Here is a 23785-nt window from a genome sequence, read left to right on the forward strand (position 1 = left end):
GGCGGCAGCGCGGCACCGGCCGGTCGCCCACCACCCGGCGCGACCGCATGCCCGAGGTGTCCCTCAGCCGATCAGAGCCTCGGAGATCTGGCGGGTGGTCTGCGCGGCGACCCGCGGGTCGGTGTCGGCATAGGACGTGTACGCGTTCAGGGCGGTCGTCAGGGCCCAGCCGCGGCCCCGGGTCCACGTCGCGTCGTCCACCCCGAGCGCCGAGCGGAAGACGTCCCGGCTCGCGGCGGACATCGAGGTGAAGGCGACGGTCATGTCGCAGGCGGGGTCGCCGATGCCGAGTCCGCCGAAGTCGATGACCGCGCTGAGGCGGCCCTCGAGGGTCAGCAGGTTGCCGGTGTGGAAGTCGCCGTGGAACCAGACCGGTGGGCGTTGCCATCCCGGGGCGTTCAGTGCCGCGTCCCAGACTGCGGTCAGCGCCGTGCTGTCGAACGTGTCCGCGACCTCGGCGATGGCGGCGCGGGTCGCGTGGTCGCGGTCGGCCAGCCCTCCAGCGGTGAGGTCGGGGTGGGTACCCTCGGTCGGCATGTCGTCCGGTGTGCAGCGCTGCAGGGCGGTGAGGAATCCGGCCAGTTCGGCGGCGGCCGCGGACGAGTCGGCCAGCACCCCCACCGTCGCCACGTCACCGTCCAGCCAGCGGGACACCGCCCAGGCCCACGGGTAGCCGAACTCCGGCTCCCCGACCGCGACCGGTACGGGAATCGCGAGCGGGAGATGCGGGGCGAGCCGTGGCAGCCATGCGAACTCCTTCCTGGCCTGACCGAGGGCACCGGCATGGCGGGGCAGCCGGACGGCCATTTCTTCGCCGAGCCGGTGGATGACGTGGTCCGAGCCGGCCGGATCGACACGTTCCAGGGGCAGTTCGGCCCACTGCGGGAACTGCGTGTCGACCAGCCGCCGGACGAGGGCGGCATCGATCTCGGGACGGCTGTCCGGGGTCTCCGTCGCGGGCAAGGGCGCTCCAGTGGTCGGCCCGCGGCCTACGGCGGGCGGTCGGAGCCATCACAGTGGGTGGCGGTCCCGCCTGTCCATCGCATTTGACGGCGAACGGAGTTGAGGCGACCCGAGTCCGTGAGGCCCGCGGTCGTGCAACCCTGAGGTTGCGTCTGGGTCCCTTGTCGTGCAACCCTGGAGTTGCATCTGATCGTGGAGACGAAGGAGACCCTCATGAGCGAGGACCGGATCGAACGCGAGACCCTGATCGAGGCGTCCCTGGACCGGGTCTGGTCGCTGGTGGCCCAGCCCGGGTTCTGGGTGGCCGACAAGGCGAGCCTGCCGGGGACCGTGGCCAAGGAGGGCGATTCGCTGGTGCTGAAGAACTCCGAGCACGGCGACTTCCCGGTACGGGTGGAGAAGGTCGATCCCCCGACCTACCTCGCGTACCGCTGGACGAGTGCGTTCCCCGGAGAGGATCTGCGCGAGGACAACAGCACGCTCGTCGAGTTCACGCTGACCGAGGAGGGTGGCCGGACCCGGCTGCGGGTGGTCGAGAGCGGCTTCGCGGTGCTGGCCGGGTCCGAGGAACTCCGCGGCCAGAACCTGAAGGACCACACCCAGGGCTGGCCGCTGGAGCTCGACGCGCTCAAGAAGCGCGCCGAACAGCCCTCGACGTGAGCGAAGGACGTCCCGGTGGCGGCGCCGAGGGGGTGGACGGCGTCCTCGGTGCGCTGGCCGACCCGACGCGGCGCCAGCTCCTCGACCTGCTGGCCGAGAAGGGCACGGCCACTGCCACGACGCTCGCGGAACGACTCCCCGTGTCGCGGCAGGCGGTGGTCAAGCACCTCGTCGTGCTGGACGCCGCAGGACTGGTGTCCGGCAGCCGCGTGGGACGCGAGGTTCGCTACGCGCTGCGGCCCGCGGCGCTGGACGCGGCGGCCCGGTGGATGGCCGCTCTCGCGGCGGACTGGGACCGGCGGCTGGCGAACATCAAGCGCGTCGCGGAGGCGCCGGACGAGGCCCCGCCGTCCGCCCGGCACGACTGACCGGGACCGGGACGGGCTCCTGACCGCCCGCCCCGGCCTGATCGGCGGGTGGATCGGGGCCCGTTCACCGTCTGATGTCAGCTGGGTCACGATGACCGCCGCGGACGTGGCCGACCGCGGCGTGTCTCGTTGGACCCGTCATGACGATGTGGCACCAGGACAGACCCGTCACGGTCTCGGTCCGGCCTGCGGGCGCGGACTGGCTGAACGGTGCGGAGAGCGACTGCCGGTGGTGCTGTGAGCTGGGCGCCCCCCTTCCCGTCGGCGGGGTGGCCCAGGCCGCGCTTCCCTGCGCCGAGCCGGCCACCGGGTCGTGCGTCGTGCCGGTGACCGGCGAGCGGGACGGGCGGGCGGCGCCCGTACCGACGCGTGGGTCGTCACCCGCGCTGACGCACGTGTACGGATGGATCGAGCGCACGCGGGTCGTCATAGTGCCGGTGGCCATGATCACCGTGCTGGCCGCCCTGACCCTCGTGGCCATGGGCTGAAGCCCGTACCCCTGGCAGGTGCGGGCGTTCCTGCCTGCCCTTGAACGCGACGACGCAACGGCGCGGCCAGGCGCCCCCTCGAACCGCTCGACTACTTGGACTCGACACGTCCCACCGGGTCGGACGCGGCCGCCAGTGTGTCCAGTGCCGTCCGCCATGCGGAGTCCCCCGGGCTGAGTTCGCTGCGGAGATAGGCCGCGGTGAGACGCGCGACGGCGGTGACGCGCTCGGGGTTCTCGTCCGTCGTCTCGGCGACGTCGTAGCCGGAGACCCCGCCCAGACCGTGCTCCGCGTCGAACACCGTGAGCAGGGACTTGCGGCCGGGGGAGAGGAAGTACGGGTCCGTGTGCCACTCCGGGCCCCGGACCGTCAGGTGGGCCGAGGCGTCCTTGTCGCCGGCGACCACGAGCGCCGGGGTCCGCATGGTGGAGAAGTCCGTCGTCAGGAAGAACGAGTAGTTCTCGGCGGTGGACGCGGTGAGGGAGTCACCGCCGCGGCCGGGAGCGGCGAGCAGCACGCCGGCCTTGATGCGGGGCTCGGCGAGGTTCACCACGGTCCCGTCGTGCGGGTCGGTGAGGTGGGCGCCGAGCAGCAGGCTCGCCGTGTGTCCCCCCATGGAGTGTCCGGCGACGGCGACCTCGGTCCGGTCCGTCCGGCCGCGGAGCAGCGGTACGGCGTCCTCGATCGCGTCGAACTGGTCGAGGACGCGCGTCATGTCCTCCGCCCGCGACCGCCAGTGGAGCGGCGCCCCGGGCAGGTTCGGGTCGAGCCTCAAGGACCGGGAACTCAGGTGAGTGGGCTGGACGACCACGAAGCCGTGCGCCGCCCACTGGTCGGCAAGCGGTGCGTAGCCGTTCAGCGAGGAGAGATGGTTCGACGGGCCCTGGCCGTGCGACAGGAGGATGACGGGCAACCCGGTGCCGGTCAGGGGTGCGGAGACGCGTACGCGAAGGTCCACGGCGCGGCCGGGAGCGGGCAGCATCACCGGGCTGACCGAGAGGACGGGCGCGGGCGAGACACCGGTGCCGGCTGAGGTGCTGGGTTCAGTCATGATCCGTGTTTCCTTTCGTGGCCACTCCCGCCGGCCACGCGCCGATCGTGGCGGGCGGGGGCGACGGAGGGCGGCGTCCGGCCGCGGACCGACCGCAGCTCAAGCGGGACGCTGTTCCGTTTAATATACGGAACGATGTCCCGCTTGGTCAAAGGGGTCGGATCCGACGCCTCGGTGGGGGGTCGGGAAATCGGCCGTCCTCACACTTCCCACCCGTTGTCTGCTCTCTCCGTTGACACCCCCTGTTCGCCCTCTTAGGGTCGCGCCACCGTTTCGAACGCATGACGAGATCTCGAACGACGCAATAACTGGCCGTCCAGGTAGGGAAGTTGGACGCAGGTGTGGATCGAGAGCACCGGACGGCGAGGTCGCCCCGAAGGGTCCGGCCCCGCCGCCCGACTGGAAAGTCCCTTCCGCGCCCGGCATGTGACGGCCCATCACCTCTTTCTCAATGACGAGAAGAACAAGGAACGATGACCATGCGCAACCGAAGAACCGCCTCCGTCGCCATCGCCGGGGCCGCCTCGATCTCCCTCGCTCTGTCCGCCTGCGGCGAGTCCCGCGAGGTCAGCTCCGACAAGGGGGGCGTGGTCGGCGTCGCCATGCCGACCAAGGCGTCCGAGCGCTGGATCACCGACGGCAACAACGTCGTCAAGGACCTGCGGGACAAGGGGTACAAGACCACGTTGGTCTACGGAGACGACAGCCCGGACCAGCAGGTGTCCCAGATCAAGAACCTGATCACGCAACGCGTGGACGCGTTGATCATCGCGGCCATCGACAACAGGTCCCTGGGCACGGTCCTCAAGCAGGCCGCCGCCGCGGGCATACCGGTGATCTCCTACGACCGCCTCATCCTCGGGACCGCCGACGTCGACTACTACGCGTCCTTCGACAACGACCAGGTCGGCCGGCTCCAGGCCCGTTACATCATCGACAAGCTCGGCCTCGAGGACGGCAAGGGCCCCTTCACCGTCGAGTTGTTCGCCGGTTCGAAGGACGACAACAACACCAAGTACTTCTTCAACGGCTCGATGGAGCTCCTCGAGCCGTACCTGGACAGCAAGCAACTCGTCGTCCGCTCCGGCCAGACCGACCTGAACGAGGTCACCACCCTGCGCTGGGACGGCGCGACCGCACGGAAGCGCATGACCGGCATCCTCGCCAAGTCGTACGCGACCGGAACGGTCGACGCGGTCCTGTCGCCGTACGACGGCATCTCCATGGGCGTCCTGGCCGCGCTGAAGGCGGACGGCTACGGGTCCGACGCCAAGCCGCTGCCGATCATCACCGGCCAGGACGCGGAACTGGCCTCGGTGAAGTCGATCATCGCGGGCGAGCAGTCGCAGACCGTCTACAAGGACCTGAGCCAGCTCGCCCTGGTCGCCACCACCATGACCGACGAGGTGCTCAACGGCAGGCAGCCGAACGTCAACGACAAGGCGACCTACGACAACGGCGCCAAGGTCGTACCGGCCTACCTCCTCCAGCCGACGAACGTCGACAAGACCAACTACAGGAGGGTCCTCGTCACGAGCGGCTACTACACGAACGCCGAGCTCAAGTAGTCCCCGACAAGGGGTAGGCGCGCGCCGGCCGGTCTCGGCGGTTGTCCCGGGGCAGGTGCGCCGCTCGTCCCCTCCCGATGGACGGACAGCACGATGCTCCCGGGCGGTGGCGAGCGTCCGGGAGCATCCAGTCGTCGAAAGCGGCTAACGCCGAGCCCGCACCAGGAGATACAGGAAGTACGGCGTGCCGATGACCGCCGTGACCACGCCCGCGCCCAGTTGGGCCGGGGCGATGAGGGTGCGGCCCAGGAGGTCGGCCGTGCAGACCAGGATCGCGCCGAGGAGCAGGGCGACCGGGACCACGCGGGCGTGGCGGCGGCCGACCAGGGCGCGTGCCGCGTGCGGGGCGACCAGGCCGACGAAGCCGATCGTGCCCGCCGCGGCGACGGCGGTGGCGCTCAGCAGGACGCTGACGACCAGCAGGCCGAGCCGGGCCGGTGCCGTGCGCAGGCCGAGCAGCTTCGGCGTGTCGTCGTCGAGGGCGATCAGGTCGAGCTCTGTGTGTCGCAGTACGGCGACGACGGTTCCGAGGGCGAGCGCGGCGGCGACCGGCAGTGCGTCGGGCAGGGTGCGCCCGTAGGTCGACCCGGACAGCCAGGTCAGTGCCTTGGTGGCGTTGAACGGGTCGGTGAGGACGATGAACAGGCTGATGAGCGCCGTGGTCGCGGCGGACACGCCGACGCCCACCAGGACCAGTCTGTTCTGTCCGAAGCCGTCGCCGGCCGCGAGGCCGAACACGACCACCGCGGTGACCGCGGCTCCCGCGAAGGCGGCTCCGGCGATGCTCCACGAGCCCGCGAGGGGCACGGTCGTCAGGAGCAGGACGGCACCGAGCGCACCGCCGCCCGAGACGCCGAGCACACCCGGCTCCGCGAGCGGATTGCGTGTGACGGCCTGGACGAGGGTGCCCGACAGGGCCAGGGCGGCACCCGCGAGGAGGGCCGCGAGGACGCGCGGTATCCGGGTGTCGAGGACGAACGACACGGACTGACCGGCCCGGCCCTGCGCCCAGTTGACCACGTCGCCGAGCAGCAGTTTGGTGTCGCCGAGGAGCACCGCCGCGACGACGGTCCCGGCCAGGACGACGGTGAGCACGGCCGCCGTGGTCAGGAAGGCCGATCTGCTCGGGATGCGCAGCCGTTCCGGGCTGGTGGCGGTGGTGGTGTCCCGTACGCGCAACGCCATTCCGATGAGGAACACCGCACCGAGGATGCTGGTGACGACACCGGTGGGGACGGCGACCGCGGCCTCGGGGCTCACGCTCGCGCGGAGCAGGACGTCCGCACCCAGCACGAGCGCCGCTCCGGCCAGCCCCGCGACGGGAAGGCCCGCCCGGATCCGGGCCAGCGCCCTGACGTGCCGGGTCAACGGGCGTACCAGCGCGGGGGCGCAGAGGCCGACGAAGCCGATCGGACCGGCGAGCGTGACCGCCGCGGCGGCGAGCAGCGAGGCGCAGACCACGACGATGATCCGCGTGCCGCGGACCGGTACGCCGAGACCGCGGGCCGCCTCGTCGCCGAGCGCCAGCGCGTCCACCCGACGGGCCACCAGCAGGAGTCCGGTGAGGCCGGCGATCGCGACGGGCGTCATCTGCAGAACGCCGTCGAACCCGTTCTGGCTGATGCTGCCCTGGTTCCACTGGTAGAGGCCGCTCGTCCGCTCCGGGTACAGCAGGAGCAGTGCCTCGGTGAGGGAGGACAGGCCGAGCGACAGGGCGCTGCCGGCCAGGACGAGCCGTACGGTGCCCGCGCCCGGCCCGGTCAGCGACAGGACGATCGCCGCAGCCGCGAGCGCGCCGGCGAACGCCACGCCCGAGGAGGCGACGAGCGGCAGACCGGCGCCGGTGACGGTGAGCAGACCGAGAGCCAGATAGGAACCCGAGTTCACGGCAAGGGTGTCGGGCGCGGCGAGCACATTGCGGCTGACGGCCTGAAGTGCGGCACCGGCGACGCCGAGGGCGCCGCCGACGAGGAGGCCCGCGGCCGCCCGGGGCAGCCGCGAGGCGATGACCACCGAGGCGTCGCCGGGGTCGGCCGCGCCCGTGAGGGCCTTCCAGACCTCGGCCGCCCCGACGGCGGCGGTGCCCTGCGTGATGTCGACTACCGCGAGAGCGGCGACCAGGAACGCGAGCACGGCCGTCACCGCGAGCGCGCCCGTCCTGGAGGTGATGGCCCGTGAGCCGATGGCGGGGGCTGTTGCGGTGACGGCCATGGCGCTACTTCGTCAGGGCGCCGACGAGGGCGTCGACGTAGGCCTGCATGGACTTCGGGCCGCCGAACATCCAGATGCCGTCGGGCAGCCGGTGCACGTTGTCCTTCTTCACGAAGGGGAGCGACGTCCAGGCGGAGTTCTTGGCGAGGTCCTTGGCGAACGGGTCGGAGGGCTCACTGGCGTTGCCGATGTAGGCGAAGTCGAGGTCGCCGAGTCCGGACAGGCCCTCGACGTCGGTGCTGCCCAGGCCGTAGCTCTTGTCGCCCTTGACCTTCCAGGCGTTCTTCAGGCCTATCGCCTCGTTGACGGTGCCGATCAGCGATCCGCTGGTGTAGGGGCGGACGGAGACCTGGTTGGAGGCGACCCAGCCGTCGGCGAAGGCGACGGACCGTCCGGCGAGCCCGGCGGCGGCGAGCGTCTTCCTGCCCGCGGCGATCTTGGCGTCGAACTCCTTGTTCGCCTGCGTGGCCTCGGCGCCGGTGCCCGTGGCGCGGGCGATGAGGTCGAGGTTCTCCTTCATCCGCCCGATCTGGTCGGCGGAGTCGGCAGGGCTCAGCTCCAGTACCGGGGCGATCTTCCGGAGCTGCTTCACGGCGGCGGCCGGCAGGTCACTGGTGGCGACGATCAGGTCGGGGGAGAGGGAGGCCACGGTGTCCATGCTGGGCTCGCCGCGCGTACCGATGTCCTTCGGCGCGTTCTTCAGCGGGGCGGAGGTGTCCCAGGCCTTGTAGCCCTTGACGTCGGCGACCCCGACCGGGTCGACGCCGAGGGTCACCAGGCTCTCGACGACGTTCCATTCGGTCGCGACGACCTTCTTGGCGGGCCCGTCGAGCTTGATCTCGGCGCCGGTCGCGTCGGTCAGGGTGATGTGCTGTGTGCCCTTGGCGGCGGCGTTCGTCGAGGCGGGCTCGGTCGTACCGCAGCCGGCCAGGACGAGCGCCGCGGCGGAGGCGGCCGTGAGGGCGAGGAGGTGGCGTCTCATGAGGTGGTGCTGAGCCTTCCGGTTCGTGCGTGGTGGCGGCCGACGGCGCGGGTGCGCAGGCGGCCGGTCAGAGGGTCGGTGTCGACATCGATGCGGATGCCGTAGGTGTCGGTGAGGCGTTCGGCCGTGAGGACGTCCTCCGGCCTGCCGTCGGCGATGATCCGTCCGGCCCGCAGCAGCGCGATCCGATCGGCCACGGCGGCCGCCTGGTCCAGGTCGTGCAGGACGACGCCGACCGCGATGCCGTGGCCGCCCGCCAAGTCCCGTATCAGATCCAGCAGTTCGACCTGATAGCGGAGGTCGAGATAGGTGGTGGGCTCGTCCAGGAGAAGCACGCCGGTCTCCTGGGCGAGGCAGCCGGCCAGCCAGACCCTTTGGAGCTGTCCGCCCGAGAGGTGTTCGGCGCCCCGGTCGGCGAGGCCGTCCAGGTCGGTCATGGCGAGCGCGCGGCGGATCGCGTCCGGGCCGCCGGGGTCGGCTCGCGACCAGCGCGCCCGGTGCGGATAGCGCCCGAACTCCACGATGTCCCGCACGGTCAGACCGCTGGGCGTGGGCCGCCCCTGTGTCAGGAGCGCCACCCGGCGGGAGAACTCACGGGTGGTCAGCGCGAGGCCGTCGGCCGACGCGTCCCCGTCGTCGAGGGTCAGGGTGGCGGTGCGGGGGCGCTGCAGGCGCGCCAGGGTGCGCAGCAGCGTCGACTTGCCGCTGCCGTTGGGGCCCACCAGAGCGGTGACGTCGCCGGGCCGGAGCGTGATCGCCGCTTGGTGGACCACGTCCGTTCCGTCGTACGCCACGGTCACGTCCTGGGCGGACAGTTCATGACCGCGTGCACGGGGGATCTCGATTGCTTCATCACCGGAACTCACGAGAATAAGGTTAGCCTAACCTAAGCGACATCGATCATTCCGGATCCACCTCAGATGAGGAGCCCTTCGCGCCATGGCGAAGATCCACCGGCTCACGCCGCAGCAGCCCAGGATGTTCCGTGCCCACGTCCTGCGCGCCGAACGAGTCTCCCCGTCCATGCACCGCGTGACGGTCGCCGGACCGGAGCTCGGCGACTTCCCCTGGCAGGGCTACGACCACTGGTTCCGCCTCTTCCTCCAGCTTCCGCACCAAGCCGGGCTGCGGCTACCGGAGTTCACCGGGACGCGCTGGTACCAGCCGTACCTCGCCATTCCCGAGGAGGAGCGGCCGCACTGCGCCAACTACACGGTGGCCGACCTCCGTCCCGAAGCGGCGGAGATGGACATCGACTTCGTCGTGCACCGCGGACCCGACGGTGAGATCGAGGGCGGCGCGGCCATCTGGGCCTGCCGCGCCCGGCCCGGCGACGCGCTCGCCGTCCTCGACCAGGGGGTCCTCTTCGACTGCCCGCCGGACGCGTCCGAGGTCGTGATCGTCGCCGACGAGACCGGCCTGCCCGCCACCACCGGCATCGTGCGCTCGCTGCCTCGCGACACCGTCGGCCGCCTCATCCAGGAGGTGCCGACCGCCGCCGACCGCCGCACCCTGGACGCGCCGCCCGGCGTGACCGTCACCTGGGTCGTGCGCGACGGCGACGGATCCGTCGGCGGGACGGCCGCACTCCGCGAACTCCGCCGGGTCACCTCCGCCGACGCCGCCGGGTACGCCTTCGTCGTCGGCGAGTCGACCCTCGCGCAGGAGGGGCGCAGGCACCTCAACCGCCTGGGCCTGCCCAAGGACCGCATCACCTTCTCCGGCTTCTGGCGCCACGCGGCATCGGTCGCGGCCTGACGTACACGGCCGGCCGGGTCGCCGACCGGCGTGTCCCTGGCCGGAGTCGGAAGTGGATCTGCCGCGCCGCGGGGCTGGTGTCCGTGTGAGGCCGCAGGGACCATGGCTGCGGCGGGGGCGGCGGACGCCGCCCGCCCCCGCCTGTGTCGCGGGGCCCGGCGGACTGGAGTGAGGTCGGATGGTGCGGAGCTACGCGCGTGTGGTGATCGGCAAGCTGGCCTTCGTGACGGCCTGCTGCTTTCCGGTGCCCCTGGCCCTGTTCGTGGGGTTCTCGGCCTGGAGCGACGGACAGGCCTGGGCCTGGATCCCGCTCCTGGCCGGAGTCCTCGGCCTCGTCCTGATCGGCGTCATCGTCCGCGCGCTCGTGCGCGGGCAGTATCCGCGGATCACCCGCGCGGACCGGACCCAGGGTGCGGACGTTCCGGCCGCGGACGACGCCTTCGTGATGTGGGCCCCACGTTCCCCGCGAGGCCACCCACGGGCGCGGCTGGTACGGGCCGACGTCCTGGAGGCGTCCCTCGCGCTGTACAGCCCCGAAGGCGGCACCTTCACGACCTACGGCGACGACCGCGTCCCCGACGAGTTCACACCGCTCGTGAGGATGAGGCTGCGTGTCCACGACTCCGACGAAGAGGGCTCGGGAACAGCCGCGTTCGAGGTGACCGACGAGTGGCGGGTTCCGTCCCTCTGCCTGTCCGCGGTCACCGTCGGCCGCCTGGCCGTTCTCGTCGCTCCGGCCGATCCGGCCGCTCCGCGGACACGGGCGACGGTCACCCCGCTCTGGCCGGGCAGCACCCTGTTGGCCGGCACCAGGACCTGCCGAGTGGTCGACCTCGACGGCAGGTGTACGGACATGACGGCGCGCCCCGGCCTTCTGCTGCGGCAGATGCGGATCTCGCGGTCGGCCGGAGGCGTCGCGATGACCGGCGACACGATCGACCTTCGCGGCCTCGACGCGCACACCGCGGAGCGTTACGCCGAGGTGGCCGAGCAGGACCGTGCCCTCCCCGAGGGCCGCGCGCCGTCGACCGAGCCGGGTGAGGAATCCCGCCGGCTCATGGACAGCCTGCCGGGCGAACCCGCCGGGTTCGGATCGGTCGGCCGGCGGTGGGCCCGTCGCGGCGGTGTCCTGCTGCGCGCCCGGTTCCGGCTGATGCGCGGCACGCTCACCTTCCAGGTCGACGGGCCGGTCCTGGACACCGTGCTGCGTATCCAGCCCACTGACGGCTCCCCGCCGTTCGACGCGGCCCGGCGGCTGACCGTGCCGCTGAACTACCTCGCTGTCATCCACCGCACCAGGGAGGTCGTCCTCCAGGCCGACCCGAGCGGGCGGGCGTATGTCGTCGACTGGGCGCGCACGAACCTCCTGGCCGGCACCACCACCGCCAAGGTCGTCACTCCCGAAGGCCGCGAACTCCCGCTGGCCGAGAGGCCCGACGTCCTCTGGGCCGTGATGAACCTGCTCGCCGCGCGCGGCCTCTCGAACCCGCACCCGGTCCTGGACCTCCGTGACCGCCGGATGCGTGGGGTGGTGGCGGAGGTGCTGGACCTGACGAGGGAGCAGGCCGCCGCCGCGGTGGGGCCGCCGCCCGCCTGAGTCCTAGGCGGAGGGCGCCTCGCCGGCCCGCGGCGAGGCCCCCTCACCCAGGGTCTCCCTCGCGATCGCCACGAAGTCGCGGACGTGACGTTCGCGCCGGTCCTTGGCGACGACCACGCACACGTCGACCGGCTCGGCGTCCGTCACGGGGATGTGGGCGAGGTCGGGCCGTGAGTAGGAGCGCGCGACGCTGCGGGGAACCAGCGCGATGCCGTGCCCCGCGGCGACGAGCTCGAACTTCTCCTCCACCGACGACGTACGGCGCTCCCGCGCGTCGAGGACCGACTCACCCTCCAGGTCCGCCATCAGCAGCGCCGATCGGCGCGCCAGCGGATGGCTCACCGGCAGGCAGGCGTCCTTCCGCTCGGTGCCGACGGGGACGGTGTGCAGTCCCCTGTCGTCGAAGGGCCGGCGCAGGTATCCGACGTCGGCGCGGCCGTCGCGCAGCGGCGCGGTCTGCTCCCACCACTTCACCTGGAGCAGCTCGATCTCGACGTCGGGGTGCCCGGCCGAGAACGCCCGCACGGCGCCGGACACGTGCAGTCCGGGGGTGAAGGCGACGACGAGCCGCTCCACCCCGCGGCCGATCTCGTGGACGCGCCGGACCGCCGAGTCCACGCTCGCGAGCAGCCCAGGCGCCTCCTCGCGCAACTGCTCGCCCGCCGGGGTGAGCTGCACACTGCGGGTCGTCCGTACGAACAGGGCGCAGCCCAGCTCCTGTTCCAGCGCACGGATCTGCCGGCTGAGGACGGGCTGCGCGATGTAGAGCTCCTCGGCGGCCCGTCCGAAGTGCCGGTGCTCGGCGACCGCGACGAAATAGCGGAGTTTGCGCAGGTCGAGATCCATACCTCGACGGTATCAATGTCCACCGAGAGGTATTGGACGCCCGCCCGTCCCCGGCGCAGGCTGGAGTCATGATCGTCATCACGACGCCCACGGGCGACATCGGCAGCCAGGTCCTCGGCACCCTCCTCCGGGACGCGAACGGGGAGGACCTGCGGGTCGTCGTGCGCGACCCCGGCAAGCTCTCCGCATCCGTCCGTGAACGGGTCGACGTCGTCGTCGGCTCGCACGGCGACGCCGCGGTCGTCGACCGGGCCTTCACCGGAGCGGACGCCGCCTTCTGGATCGTCCCGCCGGACCCGCGGGCCAAGAGCCTCGAAGCCGCCTTCTCCGGATTCACCGAAGCCGCCGCGCAGGCCTTCACCGACCATCGGGTCGGCCACGTCGTCGGGGTGTCGGCGCTCGGCCGAGGTACTCCCGTCGCGGACCGGGCCGGGCTCGTCACCGCCTCGCTGGCCATGGACGACCTCGTCGCCAGTACCGGCGTGGCCTACCGGGCGCTCGCGAACCCCTCGTTCATGGACAACCTGCTGCGCCAGGTCGACGTGATCCGGGAGAAGGGGGTGTTCACCGACACCGTCGAACCCGACCGCAAAGCGCCGTCGGCCGCCACGCGGGACATCGCCGCCGTCGCCGCGGGTCTGCTGCTCGACCGCTCCTGGACCGGGGTCGGCAGCGTGCCGGTCCTGGGCCCCGAGGACCTGTCGGCGAACGACATGGCCCGGATCATGTCCGACGTGCTCGGGCGGCCGGTGGGCTACGAGCGCCTGCGGCTCGACGAACTCGGCGGCACCCTCTCCGGCTACGGCCTCGGCGCCGCGTTCGTCCAGGGGATGGTGGACATGATGCGCGCCAAGGACGAGGGGCTCGACGCCGGTGCGCTCCGCACTCCGGACACCGCGACCCCGACGACGTTCGCACAGTGGTGCGAGGAGGTTCTCAAACCGGCCGTCCTCGCCTGAACACGCACCACCGGTCAGGCTTTCACGCCCCCGCGTCGCCCCGGCGATCAGCGGGGGCGTTCACGTTCCGCGGAAGGCGGGGCGCCCGGTCGGGAGGTTCTCATGGTCGCAATCGACCCCCGACATAGGAACTTGTATTCACCCTTTACAGTGCCGGAATAACGTGTCTACCATGTGGAGATGCGTGAACTATCCGAGTCACACACCGGCTGGACGTTCCTGACCAATCACGCGCGCGTGCTGGCCGCGATCGCCGAGGACCGCGGCACGCGCATCCGTGACATCGCGGCGCGCTGCCGGCTCACGGAGCGGGCCGTGGGGAAGATCATCGCTGACCTGGAGGAGGGGGGTTATCTCACGCACACCCGGCACGGGCGTTCGAACGAGTACCGGATCGAGGAGGGGACCGCCCTCCGTCACCCGGCGGACTCCGGGCCGACGGTCGCCGACCTGCTCGCGCTGATGGCCCAGGACGACGACGGACACAGCGGGGCTCCCGCGGACGCGCAGGAAGCACACGCGCACCGCGAGAGAGGGCCGATGGCGACACCGGCACCCCCCGCCGGCAACTGAAAACGACGGCGCCGCGGCCGACTCCCGAAGTCGGCTGCACGGTGCCGGGATTTATGGACAAGAGAACCAAGTGAACTGGCGCCGGACTCCCCAGACTTCGGAGGCGACGTTGACGTCCGACACGGACACGACCGAGCAGACCCCGCTGCACGCCGAAACCTCGGCGGACGCGGTGACACGCTTGGAGGGCGAGAACCTCCAGCTCAAGCAGGCGGTGCGCTCCCACGCCGTCGTCGATCAGGCCATCGGCGTCATCCTCGCCGTCGGGCAACTGACCCCTGACGAGGGCTGGGACGCGGTGCGGGCGATCTCGCAGAACACCAACATCAAGCTGCGCCATGTCGCCGAACTGATCGTCGACTGGGCACGCACGGGCGAACTGCCGTCCGAGATCCGCGGTGAGCTCGAGCACCAGCTCGGCCTCGACGGCGAGGTGGGGGACGCAAGGTAAGACACAGGGTAAGAAAAGCAGTCCGTTCCCGGAACGGGCTTTGGGGAGCGCGCGCGGGGACACACGGACGTCGTGCTGAAGATACGTCTTGTCGTCCTGCTCGCCCTGCTGACAGCGGGCGGCCTCGCCGCCGCCGTCCTCGTCTCGCCCTGGTACTGGTGCCCGGCCGGCCCGCTGCTCCTGGCCTCGGTGGTGGCCGTCCACGACCTCGTGCAGCGGCGGCACTCGGTGCTGCGGAACTACCCGGTCCTCGGGCATCTCCGCTTCGCCCTGGAGGCGCTCCGCCCGGAGCTGCAGCAGTACTTCATCGAGCGGAACTTCGACGGCCGGCCCTTCGACCGCGACACCCGCAGCATCGTCTACGAGCGTGCCAAGGGGACTGCGGCCGAGGAGCCGTTCGGCACGGAACTGGACCTCTACCGGACCGGCAGTGAGTACCTCACCCCGTCCATGGCGCCCTGCCCGGTGCCCGAGGACGTGCCCCGCGTCCGGATCGGCGGACCCGACTGCACACAGCCGTACGACATGGCACTCCTCAACGTCTCGGCGATGAGCTTCGGCTCCCTGTCGGCCAACGCCGTCCTCGCCCTCAACACCGGCGCCCAGCTCGGCGGCTTCGCCCACGACACCGGGGAGGGCGGCCTGTCCGAGTACCACCTGCGGCCCGGCGGAGACCTCGTCTGGGAGATCGGCACCGGCTACTTCGGCTGCCGCACGGACGACGGAGGCTTCGACGAGCGGAAGTTCGCCGACAAGGCCGCGCACGAGCAGGTCAAGTGCGTGTCGTTGAAGATCAGCCAGGGGGCCAAGCCGGGCATCGGCGGCGTCCTGCCCGGGGCCAAGGTGAACGCGGAGATCGCCCAGGTCCGCGGAGTGCCGCAAGGCGAGACGGTGACCTCGCCGCCCTTCCACCGCGTGTACAGCACTCCGCGTGAACTGGTGCGCTTCCTCGGCCGTATGCGGGAACTCGCCGGTGGAAAGCCGGTCGGATTCAAGCTGTGTGTCGGCTCGCGCCGGCAGTTCCTCGCCGTCTGCAAGGCCATGCTGGAGGAGGGCGTCACACCCGACTTCATCATCGTCGACGGCGCCGAGGGCGGCACCGGCGCGGCGCCGCTGGAGTTCGCCGACAACGTCGGACTGCCCCTCGGCGAAGGCCTGATGACCGTGCACAACGCCCTCGTCGGCGCCGGTCTGCGCGACCGGATCAGGATCGGCGCCAGCGGCAAGGTCGCCACCGGCAGCGACCTCGTGAAACGCCTGGTCCAGGGCGCCGACTACACCAACGCCGCCCGCGCCATGATGTTCGCGGTCGGATGCATCCAGGCGCAGCGCTGCCACACCAACACGTGCCCCGTCGGCGTCGCCACCCAGGACGAACGCCGCGGACGGGCCGTCGACGTCGAGGACAAGTCCCGGCGCGTCCACCGCTACCAGAAGGCGACGGTGAAGAGCGCCCTGCAGATCATGGCGGCGATGGGCGTCGACGAACCGCACGGCCTGCGCCCCCACATGCTGGTCCAGCGGGTCGACCCGCACACCGTCCGCTCCTACGCCGAACTCCATCAATGGCTCACACCCGGACAACTCCTCGCATCAGTCCCCGACAGCTGGGCAACCGACTGGCGGGCGGCCCACCCGGACCGCTTCACCCACTGAACCGTCCCCGCGCCACCCGAGGGACCGCACCCGACCGAAGGGCATTCCAGTGACACGCACCGTCGCCCGCGTGATCGTCGACGCACTCAAGGAACTGGGCGTCAGCCACGTCTTCGGCGTCGTGGGGGACGCGCTGAACCCCCTGACCGACGCCATCCGCACCACGGACGAGGTGAACTGGGTCGGTTGTCGGCACGAAGAGGCCGCGGCCTTCGCCGCAGGGGCCCAGTCGCAGCTCTCGGGCACGCTCGGCGTCTGCATGGGAACCGTCGGACCGGGCTCGGTCCACCTCCTCAACGGGCTCTACGACGCGGCCAAGAGCCGGACCCCCGTCCTCGCGATCTGCGGTCAGGTACCGCTCGCCGAGATCGGCAGCGAGTACTTCCAGGAGGTCGACAACGACCTCCTCTTCCGCGACGTCGCCGTCTACCGCGCCACCGTCACCTCGCCCGACCAGATGCCCCGCATGCTCGAATCGGCCGTACGCGCCGCCTTCAGCCAGGGCGGAGTCGCCGTCCTCACCGTCCCCGGCGACCTCGGCGACCAGGAACTCGCCGAGGACCGGCCGACCCGCTTCGCCCTGGACCGCGCCGTCACCCGCCCCGACGACCCCGCGCTCGCCGAGGCCGCCGACCTCCTGAACAGCGCCTCCCGCGTCACCCTCCTCGTAGGCCGCGGCGCACGGGACGCCCGCGCCGAGGTGCTCGGCGCCGCGGAACTGCTCAGCGCACCCATGGTGCTCACCCTCAAGGCCAAGGAGGGCTTCGAGGAGGACAACGCCTACCAGGTCGGCCAGACGGGCCTCATCGGCAACCCCGCCGCCGCCCACGCCCTCGACCACGGCGACGCGCTCCTCATGCTGGGCACCGACTTCCCGTACCGAGACTGGTATCCGAAGGACTGCAAGGTCGTGCAGATCGACACCCGTGAGGAGCACCTGGGGCGGCGGGTCCCCGTGGACGTGGGCCTCGCCGGTGACGTCGGCGCGACGCTGCGCGGCCTGCTCCCCCTGCTGAAGGGCTCGTCCGACCGCGCGCACCTCGACGACGCCCGGAACCGGTTCACGCAGTGGCAGGAGGGTCAGCAGAAGCTGGCCGACCCCGACCACGAACGCCGCTGGACCGGGAAGCTGCGCGCGGCACTGGACAACCGTGACTACGAGATCCGCCCCGAGGCACTCGCCGCCGCGGTCGACAGGTTCGCCCACCAGGACGCCGTGTTCACCTCGGACACCGGAATGGCCACCGTCTGGCTCTCCCGCTTCGTCTCCATGACCGGCACCCGCCGCCTGATCGGCTCCTACAACCTCGGCTCCATGGCCAACGCCATGCCGCAGGCTCTCGGCGCCCAGCTCTGGGCACCGGACCGCCAGATCGTCGCCTTCTGCGGCGACGGTGGTCTCAGCATGCTGCTGGGTGACCTCATGACGATCAAGACCTACCAACTCCCCGTGAAACTCGTCGTGTTCGACAACCGGCGGCTCGGCATGGTCAAGCTGGAACAGGAGCAGGCGGGGCTGCCCGAGTTCGGCACCCAACTAGACAACCCCGACTTCGCCGCCGTCGCCACGGCCCTCGGTCTGACCGGCATCCGGGTCACCGACCCGGCCGACCTCCACGACAGCGTGCGCCGGGCGTTCGACACGCCCGGGCCGGTCGTGGTGGACGTGCTGACCAACCCGGAGGAGGTGGCGGTGCCCGGCAAGCCGACCGTGACGCAGGGGTGGGGCTTCGCCATCGCCAAGGTCAAGGAGGTCCTGTCGAGCCGCGAGGACTGACGGCCCCGGCCCCCGACATCAGCCGACGGCGCCGAGCGGGACACGCAGCGCGCTGCGCCGGTCCCGCCAGGCGGTCAACAGGTGCGCGGCGAGCCGGTCTTCGAGGAGGCCAGTGACCCGCACGCCGAAGGCGACGTCGGGTTCGAGTTCGGGTTCGTCCTCCAGGAGGCCGCCGACGACGTCGTGGCGTACGACCTGTTCGTGCACGGCGTCGGCCTCGACGTGCTCGTCGTAGAAACGCTGGGCGGCCTTGCCCGCCCCCATCCTGCGCAGGGCGGCGGCGAGACGTCTGGATCCGGGGGAGGAGGTCGTCTCCACTGCCGCGAAGTGACCGACCAGCGCGCCCCGCAGGGCCCGGTGCAGGCCCAGCAGGGACATGAGGTTGACGGTGGCGAGCGCCTCGGCCGGAGCGGCGTCGAGGTAGTGGCCGTACTCCGTACGCAGACCGAGGTCCGCCATGAGGTCCGCGAACAGCCGGGCGTGGATGTCCTCTTCACGGCCGGCGCCGAACTCGTCGTACTCCACCGCCACCATGGCGGCCTTCGCGCGGCCGTGCAGCCGGGGGATGACCCACGCGTGCGGGTCGGCCTCCTTGAGGTGGTACAGCGAGCGCAGGGCCGCGTACTCCCGGAACTGCCAGAGTTCGCCGTCGCGTTGGAGGTGATGGCTGACGCTCGTCCCGTCGTGGCCCACCGGTTCCTCCAGCAGCTCCTCGAGCGCGGTGTCGGCGCTGTGGTCCACGGGCACATCACCGCGCAGCGCCTGGAGGAACCGCAGCTCCAACGACCGCCGCAGGGCGAGCAGTCCGGGGTCCCACTCCCGTTCGTCGGGCACCTCGGCGAAGCCGCGGTAGTGGAGTTCGTACAGCGTGTAGAGGGTGAGCTGCAGGTCGTCGCCGTACGGTTCCGCCTCCTCCAGGCCGTCGGGCGCCGGGAGCGGGGTCCCGTAGCGCAGCGTCGACAGGAGCGGCCCCGACAGGTCGCCGCGCGCGGCCGGAAGCCAGGGCCCCTTCACGGTGCCTCCCGCTTCGTCCGGCGGCGGTGACTGGTGTCGCACCACGGATAGATGCGGCTGCGGCGGCAGGTGCAGATCGCCGTGCGGAAGCGGCACGACGTATGGACCGTGCCGTCCTCGTCGACCACATCGACCGGCCCCTCGACGAGGAGCGGTCCGTCGCGGTCCACGGTGACGCGGCGCGGTCGTTCAGGAGTGCTGGGCACGGATGACCACCAGCTCTTCCCGGTTGTCGTCGTCGGCGGTCAGCAGTCCCTGATGGCGCAGCCACCCCCGGCGTGTGGCCAGCACGGGCCCGAACGGGATGACGGCGCGGTCGGTGACGGATGCGTCGAACCCGGCGTCGGCGAGCCTCCGCAGGGTCGCGGCGGTACCGCAGAGGGCCGAGTGGACGAGCAGGAGCACGCCGCCGGTGCGCAGCGCGGTCGGTGCCTCGTCGCAGACGCGGTCCACGAAGGCGCGGCCGTCGGGCCCGGCGTCCCAGGCCCGCGCGGGGGAGTGGCGGGGCAGTCGGGCGCGGGGCGACGGCACGTAGGGCGGATTGCTGACCACCAGGTCGTACGTCCGTCCGCGCACCGCGGCGGTGAGATCGCCCCGGCGGACGGTGACCCGCCTGCGGGCGATGAGCGCGTTGAGGCGTGTCGTGAGCACGGCACGCCAGGCGATGTCGACGGCGGTCACCCGGGCGCCGAGCCCGGCGGCCCGCAGCGCCAGGGCGCCGCTGCCGGTGCCGAGGTCGAGCACGTGGGTGGAGGGGTCGACGCGTTCCCGCACGAGTGCGCGCAGCAGGAGTTCGGTGTCGTCCTGCGGGGCGTAGACACCGGGGGGTGTCAGGAGCGGGCTGTGTCCGGGTGTTCCCATGGGCCATCTCCGGATCGCATGATTGGTGCAAAAGTGTATAAATGCGACTCTTTGTGACGGGTGCCCCACCCGTGGAGGCCTACACGTGATCTCCGTGGCCGTCTTCGCCGGCCAGGGCGCGGCTCGCAGGGGCCGGGTCCTGTGGGGAAGTCCTGTGTGGCGCCGGTACCGCACGCCACACAGGAGTCGCCGACACCAGGGTGAAGTCGGCTTTGTCATTTTATCTGTGGTTCGTCGGTAAGGCTGAGTTTGTGCTGGTCTCAGACCTCGGTCGGTTTCCACTCCACCATCAGGATGGTCGCGTCGTCCCGCAGCTTGCTGTGCTCGGAGTCGAGCAGCCGGTGGATGAGGCGGCGCAGTGTCTCGGGCGCCAGCTCGCCTCCGGCCGTCGCCCGGATCACCGAGTCGGCGAAGCGGTCGAGACCGAAGAGCGAGCCGTCCTGCATACGGGCCTCGGTCACACCGTCCGTGTACAGCAGCACCCGGTCACCCGGTTCGAGGGAGATCTCGTGCACCCTGCGTGGAGCGTCGAGCAACGTCGCGGGTGCCCCCATGGGCGGGTCGGCCTCGGCGGCCAACGCGCCGTCCACCAGGCGCTGGTTCCGGATGAGCAGCGGAGGCGGATGACCGCAGTTGATCCATCGGAGGGCACCGGTCGCCAGGTCCATCTGCAGGAGCACGCCCGTACAGAACTGGTCCGGGAGCCAGTGGGCGAGGGCCTCGTCCACGCACGAGACGAGCTCGGGCAGATCGGCGCCCGTGCGGCGGGCGTTGCGGCACGCCGCCAACGTCACCACGCTCGTCAGACCCGAGGCCAGGTCGTGGCCCATCGAGTCGAGCATGGCCGCGTGCAGTGTCGTGGAGGTCAGGGCGTGGTCGAAGGCGTCGCCCCCCACCTCGTAGGCGGGTTCCAGGACGGCCGTCGAGACGACATCGGCGTTGCCGATGGTCCGGGGCGGCAGATAGGCCCGCAGCATCTCGGCGGGCAGCTGCATGGTCTCCGTACGCGTGCGCTGGACGAAGGTCTCCTTGTACGCGCGCTTCGACGTGACCATCATCGCCAGCAGGGCCGCGATCGAGCGGCTGCGGCGCAGGGTCACCGCGTCCACCGCGTCGGAGTGCACGCAGACCACGCCCAGCCGCTCCGTGCCGTCCACCAGCGGAAGCCAGATCATGACCTCGCCCGTCGGGGACTCCTCGACGCGCAGCGAGAGCGTGCGGTAGGCCCAGCCCGCGAGGCAGGCGTCGATGTCGAGGGGGGTCGAGATCTCCGTCAGCGGCATCAGATGACGTTGCTGGAGGTCCGCGAGGTACACCACGATCTGGTGCACTCCCAGGGCGGCGGCACACTGGTTCACCACGGCCGTGAAGTCCCGGGCCGCGACACCCGGCTCGGACAGGACGTCCTCCAGCAGCAGCATGTCGTCGTCCGGGGCCGGCACCGGATCTCCCCTCGACGCGCTCGTCATGGCATGAGCAGTCAAACACCAGGTGAGCCGGTGTGCCCGGCGGCCGGACGCCGGTCACCCACAGGTCCACCGGCAGCGGCGCGCCCGTCGACCGGCCGCCGGGCCCGGCCGGCGACCACCGACATCATCGTCCGCCACTGGGGTACTCGCGTCGGATGCCCAGCCGTGCCATGCCCTCCCGAGGAAGCGAGAACGTCGTGCACACCGTGGACGCGCACTCCGTGCCCGGGCGGGCGACGCTGGGAGAGGCGGCCCCTGCCTGGAGCCGTGCCGCGACGCCGCCGAACGGGTGACGGCAGGCCAGGCGTGCGGGCGTACTCGCACGCGACACGTCACCCACCCCGGCAGTGCCGTACCCGAGCTGAAAGGAGTGACCCCATGGTCACCGTGTCCCTCACCGGAGCGTCCAAGGAGGACGCAGCCACCGTTTTCGGCGTCCTGCGGACGGCGTTTCCCACCGACCGGCCCGCGGAGGACGTGCTCCAGGAGCGGCCCGGCGAGCAGCACGCCGTGTGGACCGCCGAGTTCGAGCCGACCGAAGAGCGCATTCCCACCGGACCCACCTCCCTGGAGGGTTCCGTGGCCGCCACGCTCCAGGGCGGGTACGTCGCCGTCGACCGGCTCTGCGAAGCACTGGGCGGCTCGTTCGCCGTGCAGGAGAAGGGTTCGGCCTCCGGGGACCAGGAGAAGGAGGTCGACCTGCAGCTCGGGACGAAGCAGTAGAGCGGCGGCGCACGGGCGCGGCCACGCGACGGCGACACCCGGACCGGGAGCGGGCGTCCGGCCCGCGAGAGGAACGCAGCGCGCCCTGAGCGGCGCCCCACCACGAGGAGGAGAGCGGCATGGTGCAGATCGGATACACGATGATGACGGAGCAGGCGGGGCCGCGTGAGCTCGTCGGCCATGTGGTCGGCGCCGAGCGCGCCGGCTTCGACTTCTCCGTCACCTCCGACCACTACTTCCCCTGGCTGGACTCCCAGGGACACGCCCCGTACGCCTGGAGCATCCTCGGTGCCGCGGCCCAGGCCACCGAGCGCATTCCGCTGATGACGTACGTGACATGTCCGACCACCCGCTACCACCCGGCGGTCGTCGCGCAGAAGGCCGCCACCGTGCAGCTCCTCTCCGAGGGGCGCTTCCGCCTCGGCCTCGGTTCCGGCGAGAACCTCAACGAGCACGTGGTGGGCGGAGGTTGGCCCGCCGCCCATGTCCGCCTGGAGATGCTGGAGGAGGCGGTCGAGATCATCCGCGCGCTCTTCGCCGGTGGGAACGTCAACCACCACGGCGCCCACTTCGACGTCGAGAACGCCAAACTGTGGGACCTGCCCGACGCACCCCCGCCGATCGGTGTCGCCGTCTCCGGAGACCGCTCGTGCGAACTCGCCGGTCATCTCGCCGACCTGGTGATCGCAACGGAACCGAGGCCCGAACTCATCTCCGCCTTCGACAGCCACGGCGGCGTGGGCAAGCCCAAGGTCGGCCAGCTGCCCATCTGTTACGACACCGACCGTGAAGCGGCCGTCGCCCGCGCCCACGACCAGTTCCGCTGGTTCGGCAGCGGCTGGCCGGTCAACTCCGAACTGCCCGGCCCCGCCGCGTTCGCGGGCGCCACCCAGTTCGTACGGCCCGAGGACGTGGCCGAGTCCATCCCGTGCGGCGACGACGTCGAAGCGGTCGTGGAGGCCGTACGGCCCTACGTCGACGCGGGGTTCACCGAGGTCGCCCTCGTCCAGATCGGCGGCGACCAGCAGGAACCGTACCTGGAATGGGCCGAGCGGAAGCTGCTCCCCGCCCTCCGTGAACTGTGAGCGACGCATCGGGAACGGAAGACCTGTGAGAGGGCGAGGACATCTTCGATGAGCACGAAACGCGCCGCGATCTTCGACGTCGACGGAACACTCGTCGACACCAACCACCTCCACGTGGTGACCTGGTGGGAGGCGTTCCGGCAGGGCGGCCACCGCGTGCCCATGCGGGAGATCCACCGGGCCGTCGGGCTCGGCAGCGGCGACCTGATCGAGCACCTGCTCGGCGAGGACCGTGACACCGGGCAGGACGAACAGTTCGTCGCGGCCCACCACGCCCTGTACGCGACGTACTTCGACCGGCTGCCCGCCCTCGACTCGGCGCGCGAACTCCTGCGCGCGCTGGCCGGCCGCGGCTGGGAGATCGTCCTCGCGACCTCGGCGAGCGGCGCGGAACTCGGGGCGCTGCGGCGGGCCATCGGGGCCGACGACGTCATCCTCGGGGCAGCCAGCGCGGACGACGTCGACGCCGGCAAGCCGGCGCCCGACCCCGTCGAGCAGGCAAGGGAACTGGCCGGAGTACCGAGCGACCGGGCCGTGTTCGTCGGCGACACCGTCTGGGACATGAAGGCCGCCGCCCGGGACGGCACGATCCCCGTCGCGGTCCTGTCCGGCGGAATCCCGCGGGCGGACCTGGAAGAAGCCGGCGCCCGGGCCGTCTACCGCGACCCCGCCGACCTCCTCGACCGCCTCGACACGAGCGTCTTCGCCGATCGGGAGTGACGGCG

24 protein-coding genes are annotated in these 23785 nt (G+C 71.4%); 14 read left to right on the forward strand and 10 right to left on the reverse strand.

Annotated features, from left to right (window positions below):
- Positions 1-63: 63 nt before the first annotated feature.
- Positions 64-963, reverse strand: a complete 900-nt coding sequence (locus ACIRQH_RS10590; RefSeq protein WP_404225208.1) for an aminoglycoside phosphotransferase family protein — start codon at positions 961-963, stop codon at positions 64-66.
- 213 nt (positions 964-1176) lie between these two features.
- Here ACIRQH_RS10590 and ACIRQH_RS10595 point away from each other — a divergent pair, with 213 nt between their 5' ends.
- The 3 genes from ACIRQH_RS10595 to ACIRQH_RS10605 all read left to right on the forward strand — a co-directional run bounded on the left by ACIRQH_RS10595 (position 1177) and on the right by ACIRQH_RS10605 (position 2479).
- A complete protein-coding gene (locus tag ACIRQH_RS10595; RefSeq protein ID WP_388871841.1) occupies positions 1177-1623 on the forward strand; it encodes an SRPBCC domain-containing protein in 447 nt (148 codons plus the stop codon).
- Entirely contained in the window at positions 1620-1991 is a 372-nt protein-coding gene (locus tag ACIRQH_RS10600) for an ArsR/SmtB family transcription factor (protein ID WP_388871838.1), read from the forward strand. Before ACIRQH_RS10595 ends, ACIRQH_RS10600 begins: the two co-directional genes overlap by 4 nt.
- A 140-nt stretch (positions 1992-2131) precedes the next feature.
- On the forward strand, positions 2132-2479 hold the full coding sequence (locus ACIRQH_RS10605) for a hypothetical protein (RefSeq protein WP_388933201.1): 348 nt from the start codon (positions 2132-2134) through the stop codon (positions 2477-2479).
- A 91-nt stretch (positions 2480-2570) separates the two neighbouring features.
- Here the strand turns inward: ACIRQH_RS10605 and ACIRQH_RS10610 are convergent, their stop codons facing one another.
- On the reverse strand, positions 2571-3530 hold the full coding sequence (locus ACIRQH_RS10610; RefSeq protein ID WP_404225212.1) for an alpha/beta hydrolase family protein: 960 nt from the start codon (positions 3528-3530) through the stop codon (positions 2571-2573).
- A gap of 479 nt (positions 3531-4009) precedes the next feature.
- On the opposite strand from ACIRQH_RS10610, the gene chvE reads away from it, so the two are divergent.
- The gene (gene chvE, locus ACIRQH_RS10615; RefSeq protein ID WP_388871832.1) at positions 4010-5098 is read left to right on the forward strand and encodes a multiple monosaccharide ABC transporter substrate-binding protein; all 1089 of its coding nucleotides are present in this window, start codon (positions 4010-4012) and stop codon (positions 5096-5098) included.
- Positions 5099-5242: 144 nt separating this feature from the next.
- Here chvE and ACIRQH_RS10620 read toward each other — a convergent pair whose 3' ends face one another.
- The 3 genes from ACIRQH_RS10620 to ACIRQH_RS10630 are packed head-to-tail and all read right to left on the reverse strand — an operon-like array spanning position 5243 to position 9157.
- Positions 5243-7309: an iron ABC transporter permease gene (locus ACIRQH_RS10620; protein ID WP_404225215.1), complete on the reverse strand. Its 2067-nt coding sequence runs from the start codon at positions 7307-7309 to the stop codon at positions 5243-5245.
- A gap of 4 nt (positions 7310-7313) precedes the next feature.
- On the reverse strand, positions 7314-8291 hold the full coding sequence (locus ACIRQH_RS10625) for an ABC transporter substrate-binding protein (protein ID WP_388933206.1): 978 nt from the start codon (positions 8289-8291) through the stop codon (positions 7314-7316).
- Entirely contained in the window at positions 8288-9157 is an 870-nt protein-coding gene (locus ACIRQH_RS10630) for an ABC transporter ATP-binding protein (protein ID WP_388871823.1), read from the reverse strand. The genes ACIRQH_RS10625 and ACIRQH_RS10630 overlap by 4 nt, the downstream gene beginning before the upstream one ends.
- A 73-nt stretch (positions 9158-9230) precedes the next feature.
- Between ACIRQH_RS10630 and ACIRQH_RS10635 the strand changes: the two genes are divergently transcribed.
- Positions 9231-10049: a siderophore-interacting protein gene (locus ACIRQH_RS10635; RefSeq protein WP_388871820.1), complete on the forward strand. Its 819-nt coding sequence runs from the start codon at positions 9231-9233 to the stop codon at positions 10047-10049.
- Between the two features lie 178 nt (positions 10050-10227).
- Complete coding sequence (locus ACIRQH_RS10640; protein WP_388871817.1) at positions 10228-11646, forward strand: hypothetical protein; 1419 nt, start codon at positions 10228-10230, stop codon at positions 11644-11646.
- Positions 11647-11649: 3 nt separating this feature from the next.
- On the opposite strand, the gene ACIRQH_RS10645 is transcribed toward ACIRQH_RS10640, so the two are convergent.
- Positions 11650-12492, reverse strand: coding sequence for a LysR family transcriptional regulator (locus ACIRQH_RS10645; RefSeq protein WP_404225219.1), 843 nt, complete (start codon positions 12490-12492; stop codon positions 11650-11652).
- A gap of 68 nt (positions 12493-12560) precedes the next feature.
- On the opposite strand from ACIRQH_RS10645, the gene ACIRQH_RS10650 reads away from it, so the two are divergent.
- From ACIRQH_RS10650 to ACIRQH_RS10670, 5 genes are all read left to right on the forward strand, one after another.
- On the forward strand, positions 12561-13451 hold the full coding sequence (locus tag ACIRQH_RS10650) for an NAD(P)H-binding protein (protein WP_404225222.1): 891 nt from the start codon (positions 12561-12563) through the stop codon (positions 13449-13451).
- Positions 13452-13631: 180 nt separating this feature from the next.
- Complete coding sequence (locus tag ACIRQH_RS10655) at positions 13632-14024, forward strand: helix-turn-helix transcriptional regulator (RefSeq protein ID WP_388871808.1); 393 nt, start codon at positions 13632-13634, stop codon at positions 14022-14024.
- A gap of 109 nt (positions 14025-14133) precedes the next feature.
- Positions 14134-14475 carry an ANTAR domain-containing protein gene (locus ACIRQH_RS10660; protein WP_388871805.1) on the forward strand — a complete coding sequence of 114 codons (342 nt, stop codon included), beginning with the start codon at positions 14134-14136 and terminating at the stop codon, positions 14473-14475.
- 72 nt (positions 14476-14547) lie between these two features.
- Positions 14548-16131, forward strand: a complete 1584-nt coding sequence (locus ACIRQH_RS10665; protein WP_404225225.1) for an FMN-binding glutamate synthase family protein — start codon at positions 14548-14550, stop codon at positions 16129-16131.
- Positions 16132-16180: 49 nt separating this feature from the next.
- Positions 16181-17908, forward strand: coding sequence for a thiamine pyrophosphate-dependent enzyme (locus ACIRQH_RS10670; protein ID WP_404225228.1), 1728 nt, complete (start codon positions 16181-16183; stop codon positions 17906-17908).
- Between the two features lie 18 nt (positions 17909-17926).
- Here ACIRQH_RS10670 and ACIRQH_RS10675 read toward each other — a convergent pair whose 3' ends face one another.
- The 4 genes from ACIRQH_RS10675 to ACIRQH_RS10690 all read right to left on the reverse strand — a co-directional run bounded on the left by ACIRQH_RS10675 (position 17927) and on the right by ACIRQH_RS10690 (position 21252).
- The gene (locus ACIRQH_RS10675) at positions 17927-18922 is read right to left on the reverse strand and encodes an iron-containing redox enzyme family protein (protein ID WP_388871796.1); all 996 of its coding nucleotides are present in this window, start codon (positions 18920-18922) and stop codon (positions 17927-17929) included.
- Entirely contained in the window at positions 18919-19128 is a 210-nt protein-coding gene (locus tag ACIRQH_RS10680) for a CDGSH iron-sulfur domain-containing protein (RefSeq protein WP_404225230.1), read from the reverse strand. Before ACIRQH_RS10680 ends, ACIRQH_RS10675 begins: the two co-directional genes overlap by 4 nt.
- Entirely contained in the window at positions 19112-19783 is a 672-nt protein-coding gene (locus ACIRQH_RS10685) for a HemK2/MTQ2 family protein methyltransferase (protein WP_388871789.1), read from the reverse strand. The genes ACIRQH_RS10680 and ACIRQH_RS10685 overlap by 17 nt, the downstream gene beginning before the upstream one ends.
- A gap of 260 nt (positions 19784-20043) precedes the next feature.
- Positions 20044-21252, reverse strand: coding sequence for a PP2C family protein-serine/threonine phosphatase (locus tag ACIRQH_RS10690; protein WP_388933227.1), 1209 nt, complete (start codon positions 21250-21252; stop codon positions 20044-20046).
- A gap of 378 nt (positions 21253-21630) precedes the next feature.
- Here ACIRQH_RS10690 and ACIRQH_RS10695 point away from each other — a divergent pair, with 378 nt between their 5' ends.
- The 3 genes from ACIRQH_RS10695 to ACIRQH_RS10705 all read left to right on the forward strand — a co-directional run bounded on the left by ACIRQH_RS10695 (position 21631) and on the right by ACIRQH_RS10705 (position 23780).
- A complete protein-coding gene (locus ACIRQH_RS10695) occupies positions 21631-21975 on the forward strand; it encodes a hypothetical protein (protein WP_388871783.1) in 345 nt (114 codons plus the stop codon).
- Between the two features lie 119 nt (positions 21976-22094).
- Entirely contained in the window at positions 22095-23060 is a 966-nt protein-coding gene (locus tag ACIRQH_RS10700; RefSeq protein WP_404225233.1) for an LLM class F420-dependent oxidoreductase, read from the forward strand.
- A gap of 48 nt (positions 23061-23108) precedes the next feature.
- Positions 23109-23780: an HAD family hydrolase gene (locus tag ACIRQH_RS10705; protein WP_404225235.1), complete on the forward strand. Its 672-nt coding sequence runs from the start codon at positions 23109-23111 to the stop codon at positions 23778-23780.
- Positions 23781-23785: the final 5 nt, after the last annotated feature.

It is taken from the genome of Streptomyces sp. NPDC102279 (genome assembly GCF_044766365.1).
GTDB lineage: Bacteria > Actinomycetota > Actinomycetes > Streptomycetales > Streptomycetaceae > Streptomyces.